Origin of the sequence: Streptomyces sp. AC512_CC834 (genome assembly GCF_019049325.1) — a bacterium.
GTDB lineage: Bacteria > Actinomycetota > Actinomycetes > Streptomycetales > Streptomycetaceae > Streptomyces.
In genome coordinates, this window is sequence record NZ_JAGMUO010000012.1 from 58,597 (window position 1) to 73,882 (window position 15,286).

The following is a 15,286-nucleotide window of genomic DNA, read 5'->3' on the forward strand; positions in this document are numbered from 1 at the left end:
TTCCCCGGAGTCTCCAGGACATGAGCGAAGCACTCCAGTCCCTCCTCGACCTGCTCGACCTCGAGCGGATCGAGGAGGACATCTACCGCGGCCACTCCCGCTCCGCCGTCGTCCCCCGGGTCTTCGGCGGGCAGGTGGCCGCCCAGGCCATGGTCGCCGCCGGGCGCACGGTCCCCGAGGACCGGCACGCGCACTCCCTGCACGCGTACTTCCTGCGCCCCGGCGACCCGGGCGCCCCCATCGTCTACAACGTCGACCGCCTGCGCGACGGCCGCTCCTTCACCACCCGCCGCGTGGTCGCCGTCCAGCACGGCAAACCGATCTTCACCCTGTCGGCGTCCTTCCAGACGTACGAGGATGGCCTCGACCACCAGGCCCCGATGCCGCCCGCACCGGACCCGGCGACCGTCCCCACCGGCGAGGAACGGCTGCGCGGCTACCCACACCTGCCCGCCGAGACCGTCGAACGCTTCCTCGAGGCCCGCGCGGCCGTCGACCTGCGCCACGTCGACGACCCGCCGTACGGGGACTTCGGCACCCCGCGCGAGCCGCACTCCCAGGTGTGGTTCCGCACCAACGGCAAACTCTCGGACGACCCCCTGCTGCACGTCGTCCTCGCCACCTACGTCTCCGACATGACCCTCCTCGACTCGGTCCTGCTCGCCCACGGCCGCGGCGGCTGGGCCGTCGGCGACGTCGTCGGGGCCTCACTGGACCACGCCATGTGGTTCCACCGGCCCTTCCGCGCCGACGAATGGCTGCTGTACGACCAGCAGTCGCCGTCCGCGTCCGGCGGCCGGGGCCTCGGCCAGGCCCGCATCCACACGCAGGACGGCCGGCTCGCCATTTCGGTCATTCAGGAAGGCGTGGTGCGCGTCCCTCGGGAACACTGAGCGGCATGGCGCCCTCCGCGAACGAGAAGACCGGCGGCGGCGACAGCACCTTCACGGTGCTTGTCGCCGCCTTCGCCAATCTGGGCATCGCCGTCGCCAAGGCGGTCGCCGGTGTGATCAGCGGGTCCAGCGCGATGATGTCCGAGGCCGCGCACTCGGTCGCCGACACCGTCACCGAGGTGATGCTGCTGACCTCGCTCAAACGCAGCGTGCGCCCCGCCGACGAGGACCATCCCCTCGGCCACGGACCCGAGCGGTACATCTGGGCGCTGCTCGCCGCCGTCGCCACCTTCGTCGGCGGCGCGGTCTTCTCCCTCTACGACGGCATCCACACGCTCACCCACGGCGAGGACCTCGGCGACCCGCTCATCTCGTACATCGTCCTGGCCGTCGCCTTCGTGCTGGAGGGCTACTCGCTGCGCACCGGCCTGCGCCAGGTCCGCGGCGAGGCCGCCCACCACCGCGTCTCCTTCGGCCGCTACCTGCGCCGCACCCCCGACACCGCCGTCAAGGCCGTCGTCATGGAGGACTCCGCCGCGCTGGCCGGACTGCTGCTGGCCGCGGGCGGACTGCTCGGCGGGCAGCTCAGCGGCTCCGGCGTCTGGGACGGCGTCGCCTCGCTGTGCATCGGCGCCCTGCTGCTGTACGTCGCCTGGGTGCTGGGCCGCTCCAACGCCGAGTTCCTCGTCGGCCGCCCGCTGCCCCGCACCGTGCGGGAGCGGATCCGGGCGGAACTGGTGGCCGTCGAGCACATCGAGGCCGTACTCGAGCTGACCACCCTCGTGCAGGGGCCGCGGGAGGCGCTGGTCGCCGCCAAGGTCGACTTCCGGGACGTGTCGACCGCGGCGCAGATCGAGTGGGCGTGCGAGCGGGCCGAGCAGCGGCTGCGCGAGGAGTTCCCGATCGTGCGCCGGGTCTACCTCGACCCGACGCCGGGCTTCGCGCAGCGCCGCACGGAGGGGCTGAACCCCTGGCCGTAGACCCTTGAAGCGCGTGGGCTACTTCAGCCCCGCCTCCGTCAGCAGGTACGCCGTCATCGGGTCGTAGTAGCGCGGGCTGACCACGTGGTCGTCCAGCGGGATCGCCACCTGGAGGGTGCCCTCGGACTCCGCGAGGAAGAGGGCCGGGTCGTTGCAGTCCGCGTAGCCGAGCGAGTCCACGCCGTGCTGACCGGCGTAACCCGCCCAGCCGTGGTCGGCCACCACCAGGTCCGGCAGCGGGCGGCCCGCGCGCTCCAGGCCGGTCAGGATCGCCTTCATCGGCTCACCGGAGTGGGTGTGCCACAGCGAGGCGCCGTGCTCCAGCACCGCCACGTCCGCGAACTGCTGGACGTACCCCTCCTCCGTCGTCAGCCCCTCCGGGATCACGACGATCTCGCAGCCCGCGGCGCGCAGCGCGGCGGCCGTGGCGCGGTGCACGTCGAGCAGGCCGCCCGGGTGACCGGTGGCGAACAGCACCCGCTGCCCCCCGTCGGCCGCCTTGCGCAGCCGCCCCGCCATCCGCTCCAGCGCGGCCACGGTCAGCTCGGGGTCGATGGTGTCCTGGCCGTACCGGTACTCCGGGTCGTCGTTGACGCCGACCCGTTCCGCCATCACCGCGAGCACGTCCTGCTCGTCGCTCCAGCGGTCGCCCAGCTCCAGGCCGAGCCAGAAGTGCCGGTCGCCGTTCGCCAGCTTCCGGTAGTGGGAGAGGTTGTTCTCGCGGGGCGTGGCGACGTCGCCCGCGATACGTGTTCTGACGAGGTGCTCGGCGAGTTCGGCGCGGCTGGGCGTCCCGGGTATCGGCATGGCTCCATTGTGCGGCAGCGGCCTGCGCCAGTCTCCGGCATGTCACCCGCTGGGACGCGGGTCACGATCGGGGAGCGGCCGACCCCGGCCGGTCCCGGCCGGCCCCGGCCCGATGGCCGTTTCCTCCAGTCCCGAGGGCGCGCATGGACGGAATGTACATTTCGCACGCTCATTCGGCCCGCCTACGCTGCGACGACCGGCTGTCCCACCCGCCAGTACAGTCGGACAGCAGCAGTACATACGCGACGAAGCGTAAGAAGGAAGGCAGTACATGAGCAGCAACGAGACGCCCCGCGGCCCCGTCGACTCCTCCCGCGTCCCCCGGTACGCCGGCCCCGCGACCTTCGCCCGGCTGCCCCGCCTTGACGAGGTCGGCGCCGCCGACGTCGCCGTCGTGGGCGTTCCGTTCGACTCGGGCGTCTCCTACCGCCCCGGCGCCCGCTTCGGCGGCAACGCCATCCGCGAGGCCTCCCGCCTGCTGCGCCCCTACAACCCGGCCCAGGACGCCGCCCCGTTCGCCCTCGCCCAGGTCGCGGACGGCGGCGACATCGCCGTGAACCCCTTCAACATCAACGAGGCCGTCGAGACGATCGAGGCCGCCGCCGACGACCTCCTCGGCACCGGCGCCCGCCTGATGACCCTGGGCGGCGACCACACCATCGCCCTGCCGCTGCTCCGCTCGGTCGCCAAGAAGCACGGCCCTGTCGCCCTGCTCCACTTCGACGCCCACCTGGACACCTGGGACACCTACTTCGGCGCCGAGTACACGCACGGCACGCCCTTCCGCCGCGCGGTGGAGGAGGGCGTCCTGGACACCTCCGCGCTCTCCCACGTCGGCACCCGTGGCCCGCTGTACGGCAAGAAGGACCTCACCGACGACGAGAAGATGGGCTTCGGCATCGTCACCTCCGCCGACCTCTACCGCCGCGGCGCCGACGAGGTCGCCGACCAGTTGAGGCAGCGCATCGGCGACCGCCCCCTGTACATCTCCATCGACATCGACTGCCTCGACCCCGCCCACGCCCCCGGCACCGGCACCCCCGAGGCCGGCGGCATGACCTCGCGCGAACTCCTGGAGATCCTGCGCGGCCTGGCATCCTGCAACCTGGTGTCGGCCGACGTCGTCGAGGTGGCCCCCGCCTACGACCACGCCGAGATCACGTCGGTCGCGGCGTCCCACACCGCCTACGAACTCACCACCATCATGAGCCGCCAGATCGGGCAGGCCCGCGCCACGGACCAGGAGACCGAGACCAAGTGACCCACGACCACGACCTGGTGCTCCGTCCGACCGCCGCCCAGACGGAGGCCGCGCTGAACCCTCCCCCCGGCCGCAACGGCGGAGACCTGGTCGTGGAGACCCTGGCCGGGCTCGGCGCGACCACCGTCTTCGGCCTGCCCGGCCAGCACGCCCTCGGCATGTTCGACGCGCTGCGCCGCTCCGACCTGCGCTACATCGGCCTGCGGGTGGAGAACAACGCCGGTTTCGCGGCCGACGCGTACGGCCGGATCACCGGCGAGGCGGCCCCGCTGCTCCTGTCGACCGGCCCCGGAGCCCTCACCTCCCTCGCCGCGCTCCAGGAGGCACGGGCGGCCTCCGCCCCCGTCCTGGCGATCAGCAGCCAGGTCCCCACGGCGGGCCTCGGCGGCGGCCGCCACGGCTACCTCCACGAACTCCCCGACCAGGCCGCCTCCTTCCGGGGCGTGGTCAAGTCCGTCCACACCGTCCGCGCCCAGTCCCAGATCCCGTCTGCGATCGCGGAGGCGTGGACGTCGGCGCTGACCGTCCCGCACGGCCCGGTGTGGGTGGAGATCCCGCAGGACGTCCTGCTCGCCGAGACCTCGATCCCGGTGGTGACCGGCGGCGACACCTTCCCCGAGGAACTGCCCCCGCGCCCCGAACTGACGGCGGTGGCGGCTCACCTGCTGTCGGGTGCGCAGCGCCCGGCGATCATCGCGGGCGGCGGAGTCGTCCGGGCGGACGCGTCGAAGAAGCTCCGGCAGCTCGCGGAACGCCTCCAGGCCCCCGTCGTCACGACCTTCGGCGGCAAGGGCGCCTTCCCCTGGACGCACCCTCTCTCCCTCCAGTCCTGGCTGGAGGACCGGCACACCACGGACTTCCTGGAGGACGCCGACGTCCTCCTCGTCGTCGGCTCGGGCCTCGGCGAACTCTCCTCGAACTACCACACGTTCAAGCCCCGCGGCCGCATCGTCCAGATCGAGGCCGACCTCGGCAAACTGGAGTCCAACCACCCGGCCCTCGGCATCCACGCCGACGCCCGCCTCGCCCTCCAGGCCCTCCTCGAGACGGTGGCGGAGCGCACCGACCCGACCGCCCCGGAGCGCGTGCGGGCCGTACTGGACCAGGTGCGCGAGCGCATCGCGTCCCAGGAACTCACCCTCGAACAGGACGTGCTCGCCGCCGTCCGCAACGCCCTCCCGTCCGGCGCCCCCTCCTTCTGGGACATGACCATCCTGGCCTACTGGGCATGGTCCGCCTTCGACGCCAAGGCCCCCAACACCATGCACTCGGCCCAGGGCGCCGGCGGCCTCGGCTACGCCTTCCCGGCGGCCCTCGGCGCCGCGGCCGCCGACCCCACCCACCCGGTGCTGGCCGTCTCCGGCGACGGCGGCGCCCTGTACTCGATCGCCGAGCTGGCCACCGCCCGCCAGTACAACCTGAGCGTCACCTGGCTCATCGTCGACGACGGCGGCTACGGCATCCTGCGCGAGTACATGACCGACGCCTTCGGACAGCCGACGGCGACCGAACTGACCCGCCCCGACTACGTGGCCCTGGCCGAGTCGTTCGGAGTGCCGGGCGTGCGGACATCACCGGAGACGCTGGCGGCAGACCTCGCGAAGGCCCTGGCCGCACCGGGGCCCTCGGTGGTCGTCCTCCCCGCCGTACTGCGCATGTTCGCGCCGACGCATCCGGGCTCGGACTGATCACCCGATCGACTGTTCGCGGTGTGAGGAAGCGGTCGGTGTTTGGACAGTCTGTCCCGGCAAAAGCGCCAACCGCACCTCCAGTTCGGGGAGTCGAGCATCGCCAGGGAGCTTCTGGGCGTCCTGGACGATGGCGTCTTCTTCCACATGGCGGTCGATCGACGGCTTCAACGCGATGCGCAGTAGGCGGGAGCTCGGGGCGGAGGAGCTCGATGCCGCGCTGCGGCGGACCAGGATGGGCTTCCACCGGTCGATCGCGGCCATGGCGGAGGCGGGCAACGACATCGTGGTCGACCATGTGCTGAGCGAGCCGTGGCGGCTGCTCGACTGCCTGACGGTGCTGCGGCCTGAGGACGTGCTGTTCGTCGGTGTCCACTGCCCGTTGGACGAGCTGGCCCGGAGCGACCGCCCGCAGGGCCTCGCGGCGGCGGGGGTGGCCGGTGCGGGGGCGAGCCACGCCCCTCCCCCGGCGCGACGGCGGCTCTGGATGGGTGATGTCCGGTATGCCGGGCTGAACGCCCCTCGGGTAAGGGGGTTCAGCCCCGGTGAGGCCTACCAGATCGACTCGACCCACTCCGGGTGGTCGACGAACGGGTTGCGGTTGTGCTGGTAGTCGTCGTAGATGACCTGGTTGCGGTGCTCCTCGAAGGCGTCCGGCGGGTCCTCGTCGCTCCACGCCTTCAGCACGGACAGCTTCCCGATGTACGGGTTGCTGCCGTTGTCGACCTGGCCGTTGACCTCCAGGTCGGCGAAGCCGTCGCCGCCCTCGTAGCGGACCGCCATGTAGAAGATCATGCGGGCCACGTCGCCCTTGACCGCGTCGCGCGGCTCGAAGGAGTCGGAGTCCGTGAGGCTGCCGCCGCCGTTGTCGACGGCGCTGCCACCGTTGTCGAAGTCCTTGTTGCCCCGGTCGCTGTTGACCCGGACGTCCGAGGGGCGCAGGTGGTGCAGGTCGGTGCCGGGGCCGGTGGCGGTGCCGAAGTCGCCGTGGGACTTGGCCCACACGTGCTCGCGGTTCCAGTCGCCGGTGTCGCCGCCGTTGAGGGACTTGCTGCGGGAGACGCCCGAGTAGAGCAGGACGACGTTGCCGCTGTCGGCCGGGTCCTCGTCGGTGGCCTTCAACGCGTCCCAGACCGCCGAGTACGACAGTTTCGTCTGGTCGCTGATGATCGTGTGGAGCGACGACTTGAGGTCCGCACCCGTCTTGCCGATCGCGTCCTTGTAGTACGTCGAGTCGTAGTCCGACGTCACGGTCGTGGGTGCGGCCGTCGTCGCCGTTGCGGTGGTCGCCGTCAGTGAGGGGGCGGCGAGTCCGGCGAGTACGGCGGCCGTTGCGAGGGCCGCCGCTTTCCGTCGCCGCGTGCGTATCGCGAGCATGTGGGGTGTCCGATCTACGCGTGTGGAGTGGAACGGTGGAACGAGCGTGACATGGACATGTGGGAGGTGGGGTGTACGGAGGGTGTCGATTACGTGATGGCGGCCCCCGACCGTGAGGGTCGGAGGCCGCTGTGATGGTCGGTGCGCCTGGGGTCAGTTCACGTCTGCCGGGTCCAGCCGGTAGACGTCGCCCGACGTGCTCTGCGACTGCACGTCCGACGAGTCCGACGAGTCCGACGACGAGGCGCCGCCGTACTCGCTCGCCTCGACGACCGTGCCGTGTTCCTGGACCCACTGGGTCACCTCGGAGCTGAGGCCCAAGTCGCCGCCCCTGCCGCCGCCCATGCCTCCGCCCATGCCTCCGCCTCCCACCTGGACGTAGTGCAACTCGCCCTTCTTGACCAGCTCCTTGAGCCTTGCCAGGGTCATCGCGTTGTCGCTGCCGGACCAGCCCCACATGGAGATGACCGGTTCGCCGCTGCTGAGGATGAGCTGCGAGGCGCTCTGCGAACTCGACACCGCCAGGAGCCAGGTGGCCCCGTCCTGGTGCTTCTTCAGATAGGCGACCAGCTCACTGCTCGTGTCGCCCCCCATGCCGCCGCCGAAGCCGCCTGCGCTGCCCGGCTGTCCGCCCGCGCCGACGCCGTTGCCGGAGCCCGAGTCGGAGCCGGAATCCGTGCCGCTGTCCGGAAGCGTGCCGTTCGGGGGCGTGCCGGTGGGGTCCCCGGTGTCGCCGGGGGTCTGGCCGTTGTTGGGCAACTCGGCGTCGCTGGGCAGCTCGTCGCGTCCCGGCGAGGTGCCGCCGCCCGGGCCGCCCTGGCCGTTCGGCGGCCGGCCGCCGGGCCCCTCGCCACCGCTGCCCGGGAAGCCGCCCTGGCCCCCTCCGTCGCGGCCCCCTCCCCCGCCGCCCGGGCCGCCCATGCCGCCGCCCGTCGTGGGGCCGGCGGTCGGGTTGGTGCCGCCCATGGCGCCGCCCGAACCGGACGGTACCGACCAGGCGTACGCCGCCGGGCCCGCCACCGCCGCGACGACGGCCGCCGCCATCGACACCGCCAGCAGCCGCAGCCGGCGCCCCGAACGGAAGACGAGCAGCCCGGCGATCGCCAGCGCCATGACCACCGCGACCGTCGGCCAGAGCCAGGTGTTCCAGCCCGAGGCGCGGCGCAGCAGCACGATCGCCCACACGCCCGTGACCCCGAGGGCGAGCGGCAGCACCCACACCCACCGCCGGTCGGTCCTGAAGGCGCGCAGCAGCATGACGCCGCCGCCCCCGCACAGCGCCGCGATGCCGGGTGCGAGCGCGGTCGTGTAGTACGGGTGCATGGTGCCCTCGGCCATGGAGAAGGTCAGGTAGTGCAGCGCCGTCCAGCCGCCCCAGAGCACCAGCGCGGCGCGCGTGAGGTCGGTGCGGGGTGCCTTGCCGCGCAGCACCAGACCGCCGACGAGTGCGATGCCCGCGAAGGGGAGCAGCCAGGAGATCTGGCCACCGAGGGCGTCGTTGAACATCCTGCCGATGCCCGCGGTGCCGGAGAATCCGCCGCCTCCACCGCCGCCCCCGCCCATGTTGCCGTCGCCGCCGAAGACCCGGCCGAGGCCGTTGTAGCCCATGATCAGGTCCCAGGCCGTGCCGTCCGTCGAACCGCCGATGTACGGCCGCTCGGAGGCCGGCACCAGGGACACCGCCGTCGCCCACCAGAAACTGGAGACGGCCAGCGTGACGGCGGCGAGCGCCAGGTTCCTGAGCCGCTTCGTCCAGCCGAGGTCCGTCGCGTACACGTAGACGAGGAAGACCGCCGGCAGAGCGATGTAGCCCTGGAGCATCTTCGTGTTGAACGCCAGTCCGAAGCACGCCGCCGACCCCAGCAGGGGAACCAGCCGCCCGTCACGGACGGCGCGCAGGCCCAGCGCCGCCCCGGCCACCATCAGGAACACCAGCAGGGTGTCGGGGTTGTTGTCCCGGTTGATGGCGACCGTGATCGGGGTCAGCGCCAGCACCAGCGCGGCGACCGCCGCAGCGCCGTGGCCCCACACCCGCTTCACCGAGCCGTGCAGGATCCAGATCGTCCCCAGGGCGGCCAGGACCATCGGCAGCATCATCTGCCAGGTCCCGTACCCGAAGAGGCGGCAGGAGAGCCCCATGACCATCAGGGCGAGGGGCGGCTTGTCGACGGTGAGGAAGTTCCCCGCGTCCAGCGAGCCGAAGAACCAGGCCTTCCAGCTCTCCGTGCCGCTGAGCACGGCGGCGCTGTAGAAGCTGTTCAGCCCGGCCCCGGACAGGTTCCAGGAGTACAGCCCGGCCGCCAGGGCGAGGATCGCCAGCAGGACCGGAAGCGACCATCGTGGCGCGCCGGGTGCGGCGGACGGTACGGGCGGCTCGGTGGCCGCGTGCAGTGGAGCGGTGGCAGATGTCACCACGCCACCGTGTCCACGCCCGATGGGCATGGGCTGTGCTCGGACTGGGGGCGGGCTGTGAATCCCGTGCCGGGAGGGTCACTCCTTGGTGGCCCATGGGGTGAGCAGGTCACGCAGCAGCTCGGCGAAGGCCGCGTCCAGGCTGCCCTCCCATTCCTCGTCGCCGACGGCCTCGGGGCAGAGGGCCGCGGGACGGGCGATCCAAAGAATCTTCCACGGCCGCGAGTGCAGAACGGGATCGCCCCAGATCCCGCCACGTGGAGCGAGCGGGTGCAGCAGATCGCCCACACGCTCTGTCACGACCCGCACCAGAGGACCGTCGGTCGTGGTGTGCGCCTTCGCCCTCGCCGTGAGTGAGGTACGCGCGACGGCAGCGGTCGTCGGATGGCGCCGGACGACCCGTACGACCTGCGCCAGGTGCTCGGCGATGCCGTCGACCGTGCCGTCGCTGGGGTGGGTGCGGTCCGCGACGACGAAGCTCTGCGCCAGTTCGACCGTCAGCGCGCGCAGGTGGAGCGCGGACGCGGTTTTCCAGTTCTCGTAGAGGAAGTTGCGCGAGGTCCCGCACGCGCGGGCGATGGCGGCCACGGACACGTCGAGGCCGTCGGAGCGCATGAGTGTACGCACCGTGCTGATCACGTGGCCTGTGCTGAGGGGGTTGCGGTCGTGCCAGGGGGCCGGGCTCATGGTCCCTATGGTCGGGAAAACGTGAGCACTTCGGAGGTTTTTGTCATGCGGCCACTCGTATGAGCGGGTGGAGGACAGGGAGGGTTGGATTGTTCACCGTTTTGAGGGAGAGGGGTGTCGCTTGAGGGCCGTGACGAACGACGCCCAGCCGGCCGCCGAGAACACCAGCGCCGGTCCCCCGGCACCTTCGAATCCCGCACGGGTATCCCGGATGCGTACGCGTCTACCACCTCCACACAACTGCCGGCCTCATTGCCGCTGTACGTGGACCGGCGCCAACCGACGAGTTCGGCCGCGTTCGCAATGTGCTCATACATCGTCTTCGTAGTCCTTCACCGTCGACTTGAGCAGGGCGAGCGTTTCACCTGATCTCCTTCGAGGATGCCCCGTCTTAGCCTCGATCGTTCATGAGTCCTCGTCGGTTCGCTGACGGGGACTCTGTGCTTGCGTGGTGCGGAATTTCGTGGGCTGGGGCAGGTTGGCGGCCCGGCTGTCGCGTCGGGTGGGCGCCGGGGTTCCACGGCTCCGGGATGTTGCTGTGGCTCGTCGGGACGGTCGGAGTCTCTGGTCAGCCGGGGTTTGGCAGGGCTGCGAGTCGCTGGATCGCGCGGGTGATCACATCAGTCCAGGGCCATCGGGCGGTGAAGCGGAGCCAGCGGCGGCGGCCGGTGGTGACCAGCTGGGCGGCGGCGGAGAACAGCCGCAGGCGAAGCCGTTTGGGCTCCCAGCGGCGGGTTTCTGCAGTCAGGGCGAGCATTGGCATCCAGGCGAGGAGGTCGAGTGCGATCTGGACGATCTCCAGCCAGATCCGGTTCTGTGCCATGTCGTGCAGGGGCAGATTGCGCAGTCCGGTGTCGCGGGCGCCTCGGATGCGGTCCTCGCAGCGGGCCCGGCGGCGGTGACGCAGTTCGAGGTCGGCGAGCTGGCCGCCTTGGGTGTTGGTCGCGAAGCAGGTGAGCCGAAGTCCGTCGAGGTCGGTGAAGCGCAACTGGGCGCCGGGGTGCGGCCGTTCTTTGCGGACGATCAGCCGCATGCCCTTGGGCCACGTGCTCAGGTCGGGGATGTCGGTGATCTCTGCGACCCAGGCGCCGGGCCGCTCGGTGCCGTCTGCGTCGTAGGCCGGTGTCCATGCCTTCTTCGGGATCTTCAGGACGGCCTGGTGGAGGGTGTCGGTGATGGTCATTCCGACGGAATACGACAGCCACCGGCCCCGGCGGGAGAGCCAGTCGAGGAAGGCATGGGTCCCGCCGGCGGAGTCGGTGCGGATCAGAGTCTGCCGGCCCCGCCGCAGGTGCTTGGGGAGTTGGGCCAGGGCGAGTTGGGCGGTTTCGATGTGGTCGGCGGCGGTGTTGGAGCCCGCGTTGCCGGGCCGCAGCAGCGCGGCCACCGGTTCCCCGGACCCGGCCTCGCCGTGGTCGACGAACGCGACGAGCGGATGATGGCCGAAGGTCTTCTTCCAGGTCGCGGTGGCATCCTGCTTCTCGGAGTGCGCCAGGACGAGGACGCCGTCGATGTCCACGATCACGGTGCCACCGGCGGCCGGACCATCCGCACCGGCCAACTCCCAGACCCGTAACCGCACTTCGGACCGCACCGACCGGATCGCGGTGAGAGCCTTCGGGCCGGCTGCAGCGAGAGCGTCGACGAGACGGGAGACCGTCGGATCGGAGGCAACGGGGCCGAACACATCGGGCTCGGCCCGCAGCATGCCGACGTCGGCCAGACAGTCCCCGCCGAGCGCGACGGCCAGAGCCACGTCCAGCAGGATCTTCCCCGGATCGTGCACCGCCCGCGGCTTGCGCCACGGCGCCAGTGCAGCCGATATCGCGGTGTCCAGCCCGGACTTGCGAACCGTCTCGACCAGCAGCACCGCCCCGGCCTGCGAGACCACCCCACGGCCGCCGCCCTCGACACGAACACACGGATACGACCCGCTACGCTTCTTCACCTGGAGAGTGCTTCTTTCCTCGCAGCTGACAGGACCCTCGACAAGTCCCATCGTTGCAGGTCAGCAGCACTCTCCGCTTATTTGATCAAGCCCCGGACAGACCCACTCGCGAAAGCGCGAGGTTAGGGCGGGGAGGAATCGAAGCTCCTGCGGAGCAGGGCAACCGGCGGAGTTTCGCCGCCGGGGCGAAAGGCCTGCTGCCTGTGTCCGCTCATGACGCGGATGCACTGGCAGCGACCCTGCGTGCCTGCAACCGGGCCGCGAACGCGGCCCAAGGTGGCGTTCGCGAACGGCCTCAAGCGCCGGAACGTGTTGCAGGATGCCGTGTACTACCGGATCAAGGCCGACTTTGATCTCGGGGCGCAGGCCGCCGTGCGCACGGTCAAGAAGGTGTGTGATACCTACGCCACGCTCAGGGCGAACCTGCGGGCCGGGAACTACGGACCACAGGGATCGAAGCGGCGGAACAAGGCCGAGGCGAAGCCGATCGGGTTCCATGAGACCTCGGCGCAGCCGTACGACGACCGGATTCTGACCGGGAACCTGGACGATCGGACCGTGTCCGTCTAGACGGTGGCCGGGCGGCTCAAGGGCGTCCCGTTCGTGTGCTCGCCCGAGGCGATGAAGCTCCTGGCCTCCCGCAAGGGCGAGTCGGACGGCTTCCTCGGCGTGGACCTCGGGATCGTCAACATCGCCACCACCAGCGACGGGCGGATCATGTCCGGCCGGCAGGCCAACCGGTACCGACAGCGCAAGCGTGACCTGCGCTCGAAGCTGCAGAAGAAGCGCACCAGGAGTGCGGCCCGTGTCCTCAAGCGCCAGCGGCGCAAGGAAGCCCGGTACGCCACCCAGCGCAACCACATCATCGCCAAGAAGCTCGTGACCACCGCTGAACGCACCTCCCGGGGTATCGGTCTGGAAGACCTGACCGGTATCCGGCAGAGGGTTACGGCCAAGAAGGACCAGCGGGCACGGCTTTCCTCCTGGGCGTTCGCCCAACTCGGCTCCTTTGTCGAGTACAAGGCCAAGCGGGCTGGTGTGCCCGTGGTCCACGTGGACCCGCGCAACACTTCCCGCCAGTGCTCGGAGTGCCGGCACACCCACCGGACCAACCGAGTGGATCAAGCAAGGTTCGTATGCCGGTCCTGCGGGACCGTGCTGCACGCGGACCACAACGGCTCCCGCAATATCGCCCACCGCGCCGATGCTGTGTGGCAGCGGGGCGCAGTCAACCGCCCCAGTACCGCCTAGCGGTACCGGACGCAGGGAACCACAGTGGGGCATCAGCTCTCACTCTGCCTGCAAGCCCGGCCCTTCAGGGCCGGGTAGTTGACGCAGGGACAGTGCATCGCTCAACGCGTGATGGTAGGCGCCCTGTCCGGCGACAGCGGCACGACGCCGGGCCCTGTGGTTCGCGGTGCACGGGATCGACCTCGGGCCGCGGGTGATCCACGGCGTGGAGGCCGCGCGGTGAACGACGGCACGCGCACCGCCCGGCTGCTGCCCTGGATGGGGTCCGAGGGCAAGCCCTGCTACCTGCTGACCGACGGCGACGGACCGCTGTCCCGGATCGCCGATGTCATCGAGACCACCCGACTCGACATGGTCCAAGACCTGCTGGACCACGCCGCCGACCTGCTCGTCGACGCGCGCGCGACGCCCGAACAGCTCCGCTTCCTGCTGACCCGGATGTGCGAGGCGCTGACGGACGTCCACCGGATCGCCGAGAGCCGGGGCATGCGGTTGCCCTGAACGCGGCGGTCAGTCGAGCAGTTTGGGCAGGGCCTCCTTGAGGGTCGTGAGCTGGGCGCGGTAGCCCGCGTTGAGCTCGGCCAGTTCTGGTGTGCCGAGGTTGTCCTTGAGGGCGCCCTGCCTGAGCGGCACCACGGCGGGCATCGCGCGGAACACCTCGGCCATCTCCTTCGCGTGCCGGCCCTTCTGGACGGCGGTCACCAGGTCCTCGAAGAGGTCCAGCTTCAGAGCCTGGATCCGTTGCCGCGGACTGTCCTTGTCCTTGAAGTCATCCTGGAGAGTCGGTTTGCGGCGGCCGGGATCCGCGATGAACTTCAGCACCCGCAGCGTCGCGTACAGCCGCCCGGCCAATCGCTGACCGCCTTCCCTCTGCTCTGGCATGGAGCATTACTTGCCATCCGGACGCCCCCGCATCCCACCTTTCGAAAAGCGGCCAACTTCCGTCCATCCCGTCGTCCTAGGGTGACGGCCATGCGCCCCAGAACCCTCCGTACCGCCCTCGCCGCCCTCACTGCGGGACTCGCGGCGGCCGGCTGCCTGACCGCCGCCGGACCGGCCGCCGCACAGGAGAGTCACCAGAGTCACCAGCGGAACGACTGCTCCCGCTCCGTCTCCCTCACCGGCTTCTCCGACGCCCTCGACAAGACGACGTACGACGAGACCTACGTCGGCAACCTCTCCGCCCTCACCCGCGACGGGCACCGCTCCCTGGCCGCGCTCTCCGACCGGTCCGAGCTGTTCCGGCTGGACGCCCGCACCCTGAGGCCGCGGGGCGTGATCACGCTGGCCGACGAGAAGGGCGCCGCGCTCGACTCCGAGGGACTGGTCGCCGACGGCGACGGTACGTACCTCGTCTCCTCCGAGACCGAGCCGTCCGTCCGCCGCTACTCCCGCACCGGCCGGATCCTCGACCGCCTCCCCGTGCCGGACGACCTCCGTACCGCTCCCGCGGGCCGCGCCCGGGCCAACGGCAGCTTCGAGGGGCTCACGCTCCTGCCCGGCGGGCGGACCCTGGTCGCCTCGATGGAGTACCCGCTCGACGGAGACCCGGCCGACCTGGTCCGTTTCCAGACCTGGCAGCGGACGCGGCACGGCGACTTCCGGCTCGGTGCCCAGTACACCTACCGGACGGACCCCGGGCTCGGCGTCTCCGAGGTCGCCGCGACGCCCGACGGACGCCTCCTCGTCCTGGAGCGCGGCTTCACCTCCGGTGTCGGCAACACCGTCCGCCTCCAGCTCGCCGACCGGCACCGCGGCGGCACCACGCTCGGCAAGACCCTTCTCGCCGACCTCGGCGACTGCCCCTCCCTCGGCGCCACCGCCAAGCAGCCCCAGCCCAACCCGCTCCTCGACAACTTCGAGGGGATGACCGTGACCGGCCGTTCCGGAGGCCGTCTCGACGTCCTCGTCGTCAGCGACGACAACCGGAACGACGTACAGACCACCCGCTTTCTCAGGCTCCGCGTGCGCGTCTGAAACAG

The 15,286-nt window shown here is 71.0% G+C and carries 14 protein-coding genes and 2 pseudogenes; 9 read left to right on the forward strand and 7 right to left on the reverse strand.

Going from position 1 to position 15,286, the window contains the following annotated elements:
* The first annotated feature begins 20 nt into the window (after window positions 1–20).
* Both KUM40_RS03245 and KUM40_RS03250 read left to right on the forward strand, forming a co-directional pair.
* A complete protein-coding gene (locus KUM40_RS03245) occupies window positions 21–893 on the forward strand; it encodes an acyl-CoA thioesterase II (RefSeq protein WP_217162580.1) in 873 nt (290 codons plus the stop codon).
* Window positions 894–898: 5 nt separating this feature from the next.
* Window positions 899–1,873, forward strand: a complete 975-nt coding sequence (locus KUM40_RS03250) for a cation diffusion facilitator family transporter (protein WP_217162582.1) — start codon at window positions 899–901, stop codon at window positions 1,871–1,873.
* 18 nt (window positions 1,874–1,891) lie between these two features.
* Here KUM40_RS03250 and KUM40_RS03255 read toward each other — a convergent pair whose 3' ends face one another.
* Complete coding sequence (locus tag KUM40_RS03255; RefSeq protein ID WP_217162584.1) at window positions 1,892–2,680, reverse strand: phosphatase; 789 nt, start codon at window positions 2,678–2,680, stop codon at window positions 1,892–1,894.
* A gap of 271 nt (window positions 2,681–2,951) precedes the next feature.
* Between KUM40_RS03255 and speB the strand changes: the two genes are divergently transcribed.
* The 3 genes and pseudogenes from speB to KUM40_RS03270 all read left to right on the forward strand — a co-directional run.
* Complete coding sequence (gene speB / locus KUM40_RS03260) at window positions 2,952–3,941, forward strand: agmatinase (RefSeq protein ID WP_217162586.1); 990 nt, start codon at window positions 2,952–2,954, stop codon at window positions 3,939–3,941.
* Window positions 3,938–5,629 carry a thiamine pyrophosphate-binding protein gene (locus KUM40_RS03265; RefSeq protein ID WP_217162588.1) on the forward strand — a complete coding sequence of 564 codons (1,692 nt, stop codon included), beginning with the start codon at window positions 3,938–3,940 and terminating at the stop codon, window positions 5,627–5,629. The genes speB and KUM40_RS03265 overlap by 4 nt, the downstream gene beginning before the upstream one ends.
* A gap of 42 nt (window positions 5,630–5,671) precedes the next feature.
* A pseudogene (locus tag KUM40_RS03270) lies at window positions 5,672–6,056 on the forward strand (hypothetical protein); the annotation flags it as partial.
* 125 nt (window positions 6,057–6,181) lie between these two features.
* Here KUM40_RS03270 and KUM40_RS03275 read toward each other — a convergent pair.
* The 5 genes and pseudogenes from KUM40_RS03275 to KUM40_RS03295 all read right to left on the reverse strand — a co-directional run bounded on the left by KUM40_RS03275 (window position 6,182) and on the right by KUM40_RS03295 (window position 12,053).
* A complete protein-coding gene (locus KUM40_RS03275; protein ID WP_217162597.1) occupies window positions 6,182–7,006 on the reverse strand; it encodes an endonuclease I family protein in 825 nt (274 codons plus the stop codon).
* 153 nt (window positions 7,007–7,159) lie between these two features.
* The gene (locus KUM40_RS03280) at window positions 7,160–9,418 is read right to left on the reverse strand and encodes a glycosyltransferase family 39 protein (protein WP_308401053.1); all 2,259 of its coding nucleotides are present in this window, start codon (window positions 9,416–9,418) and stop codon (window positions 7,160–7,162) included.
* 78 nt (window positions 9,419–9,496) lie between these two features.
* The gene (locus KUM40_RS03285; protein WP_217162601.1) at window positions 9,497–10,105 is read right to left on the reverse strand and encodes a hypothetical protein; all 609 of its coding nucleotides are present in this window, start codon (window positions 10,103–10,105) and stop codon (window positions 9,497–9,499) included.
* A 93-nt stretch (window positions 10,106–10,198) separates the two neighbouring features.
* A pseudogene (locus KUM40_RS03290) lies at window positions 10,199–10,422 on the reverse strand (DUF397 domain-containing protein).
* A gap of 251 nt (window positions 10,423–10,673) precedes the next feature.
* Window positions 10,674–12,053, reverse strand: coding sequence for an IS1380 family transposase (locus KUM40_RS03295; RefSeq protein ID WP_217162603.1), 1,380 nt, complete (start codon window positions 12,051–12,053; stop codon window positions 10,674–10,676).
* Between the two features lie 213 nt (window positions 12,054–12,266).
* Here KUM40_RS03295 and KUM40_RS40980 point away from each other — a divergent pair, with 213 nt between their 5' ends.
* The 3 genes from KUM40_RS40980 (at window position 12,267) to KUM40_RS03305 (ending at window position 13,805) form a co-directional block, all read left to right on the forward strand.
* A complete protein-coding gene (locus tag KUM40_RS40980; protein WP_254394473.1) occupies window positions 12,267–12,623 on the forward strand; it encodes a hypothetical protein in 357 nt (118 codons plus the stop codon).
* 3 nt (window positions 12,624–12,626) lie between these two features.
* Entirely contained in the window at window positions 12,627–13,304 is a 678-nt protein-coding gene (locus KUM40_RS40985; protein WP_308401054.1) for a transposase, read from the forward strand.
* 258 nt (window positions 13,305–13,562) lie between these two features.
* The gene (locus KUM40_RS03305) at window positions 13,563–13,805 is read left to right on the forward strand and encodes a hypothetical protein (RefSeq protein ID WP_217162643.1); all 243 of its coding nucleotides are present in this window, start codon (window positions 13,563–13,565) and stop codon (window positions 13,803–13,805) included.
* A 9-nt stretch (window positions 13,806–13,814) separates the two neighbouring features.
* On the opposite strand, the gene KUM40_RS03310 is transcribed toward KUM40_RS03305, so the two are convergent.
* Window positions 13,815–14,186 (reverse strand): hypothetical protein, encoded by a 372-nt coding sequence (locus tag KUM40_RS03310; RefSeq protein WP_217162605.1) that lies wholly within the window; start codon window positions 14,184–14,186, stop codon window positions 13,815–13,817.
* A gap of 90 nt (window positions 14,187–14,276) precedes the next feature.
* On the opposite strand from KUM40_RS03310, the gene KUM40_RS03315 reads away from it, so the two are divergent.
* Window positions 14,277–15,281, forward strand: a complete 1,005-nt coding sequence (locus KUM40_RS03315) for an esterase-like activity of phytase family protein (RefSeq protein ID WP_217162607.1) — start codon at window positions 14,277–14,279, stop codon at window positions 15,279–15,281.
* The last annotated feature ends 5 nt before the right edge of the window (window positions 15,282–15,286 follow it).

What these genes read in the sequence shown, in the direction of transcription:
- KUM40_RS03305 (WP_217162643.1), top strand. Translation starts at nt 13,563, where the DNA reads ATGGGGTCCGAGGGCAAGCCCTGCTACCTGCTGACCGACGGCGACGGA.
- KUM40_RS03250 (WP_217162582.1), top strand. Translation starts at nt 899, where the DNA reads ATGGCGCCCTCCGCGAACGAGAAGACCGGCGGCGGCGACAGCACCTTC.
- KUM40_RS03315 (WP_217162607.1), top strand. Translation starts at nt 14,277, where the DNA reads ATGCGCCCCAGAACCCTCCGTACCGCCCTCGCCGCCCTCACTGCGGGA.
- speB (WP_217162586.1), top strand. Translation starts at nt 2,952, where the DNA reads ATGAGCAGCAACGAGACGCCCCGCGGCCCCGTCGACTCCTCCCGCGTC.
- KUM40_RS03255 (WP_217162584.1), bottom strand. Translation starts at nt 2,680, where the DNA reads ATGCCGATACCCGGGACGCCCAGCCGCGCCGAACTCGCCGAGCACCTC.
- KUM40_RS03245 (WP_217162580.1), top strand. Translation starts at nt 21, where the DNA reads ATGAGCGAAGCACTCCAGTCCCTCCTCGACCTGCTCGACCTCGAGCGG.
- KUM40_RS03285 (WP_217162601.1), bottom strand. Translation starts at nt 10,105, where the DNA reads ATGAGCCCGGCCCCCTGGCACGACCGCAACCCCCTCAGCACAGGCCAC.
- KUM40_RS03310 (WP_217162605.1), bottom strand. Translation starts at nt 14,186, where the DNA reads ATGCCAGAGCAGAGGGAAGGCGGTCAGCGATTGGCCGGGCGGCTGTAC.
- KUM40_RS03275 (WP_217162597.1), bottom strand. Translation starts at nt 7,006, where the DNA reads ATGCTCGCGATACGCACGCGGCGACGGAAAGCGGCGGCCCTCGCAACG.
- KUM40_RS40980 (WP_254394473.1), top strand. Translation starts at nt 12,267, where the DNA reads ATGACGCGGATGCACTGGCAGCGACCCTGCGTGCCTGCAACCGGGCCG.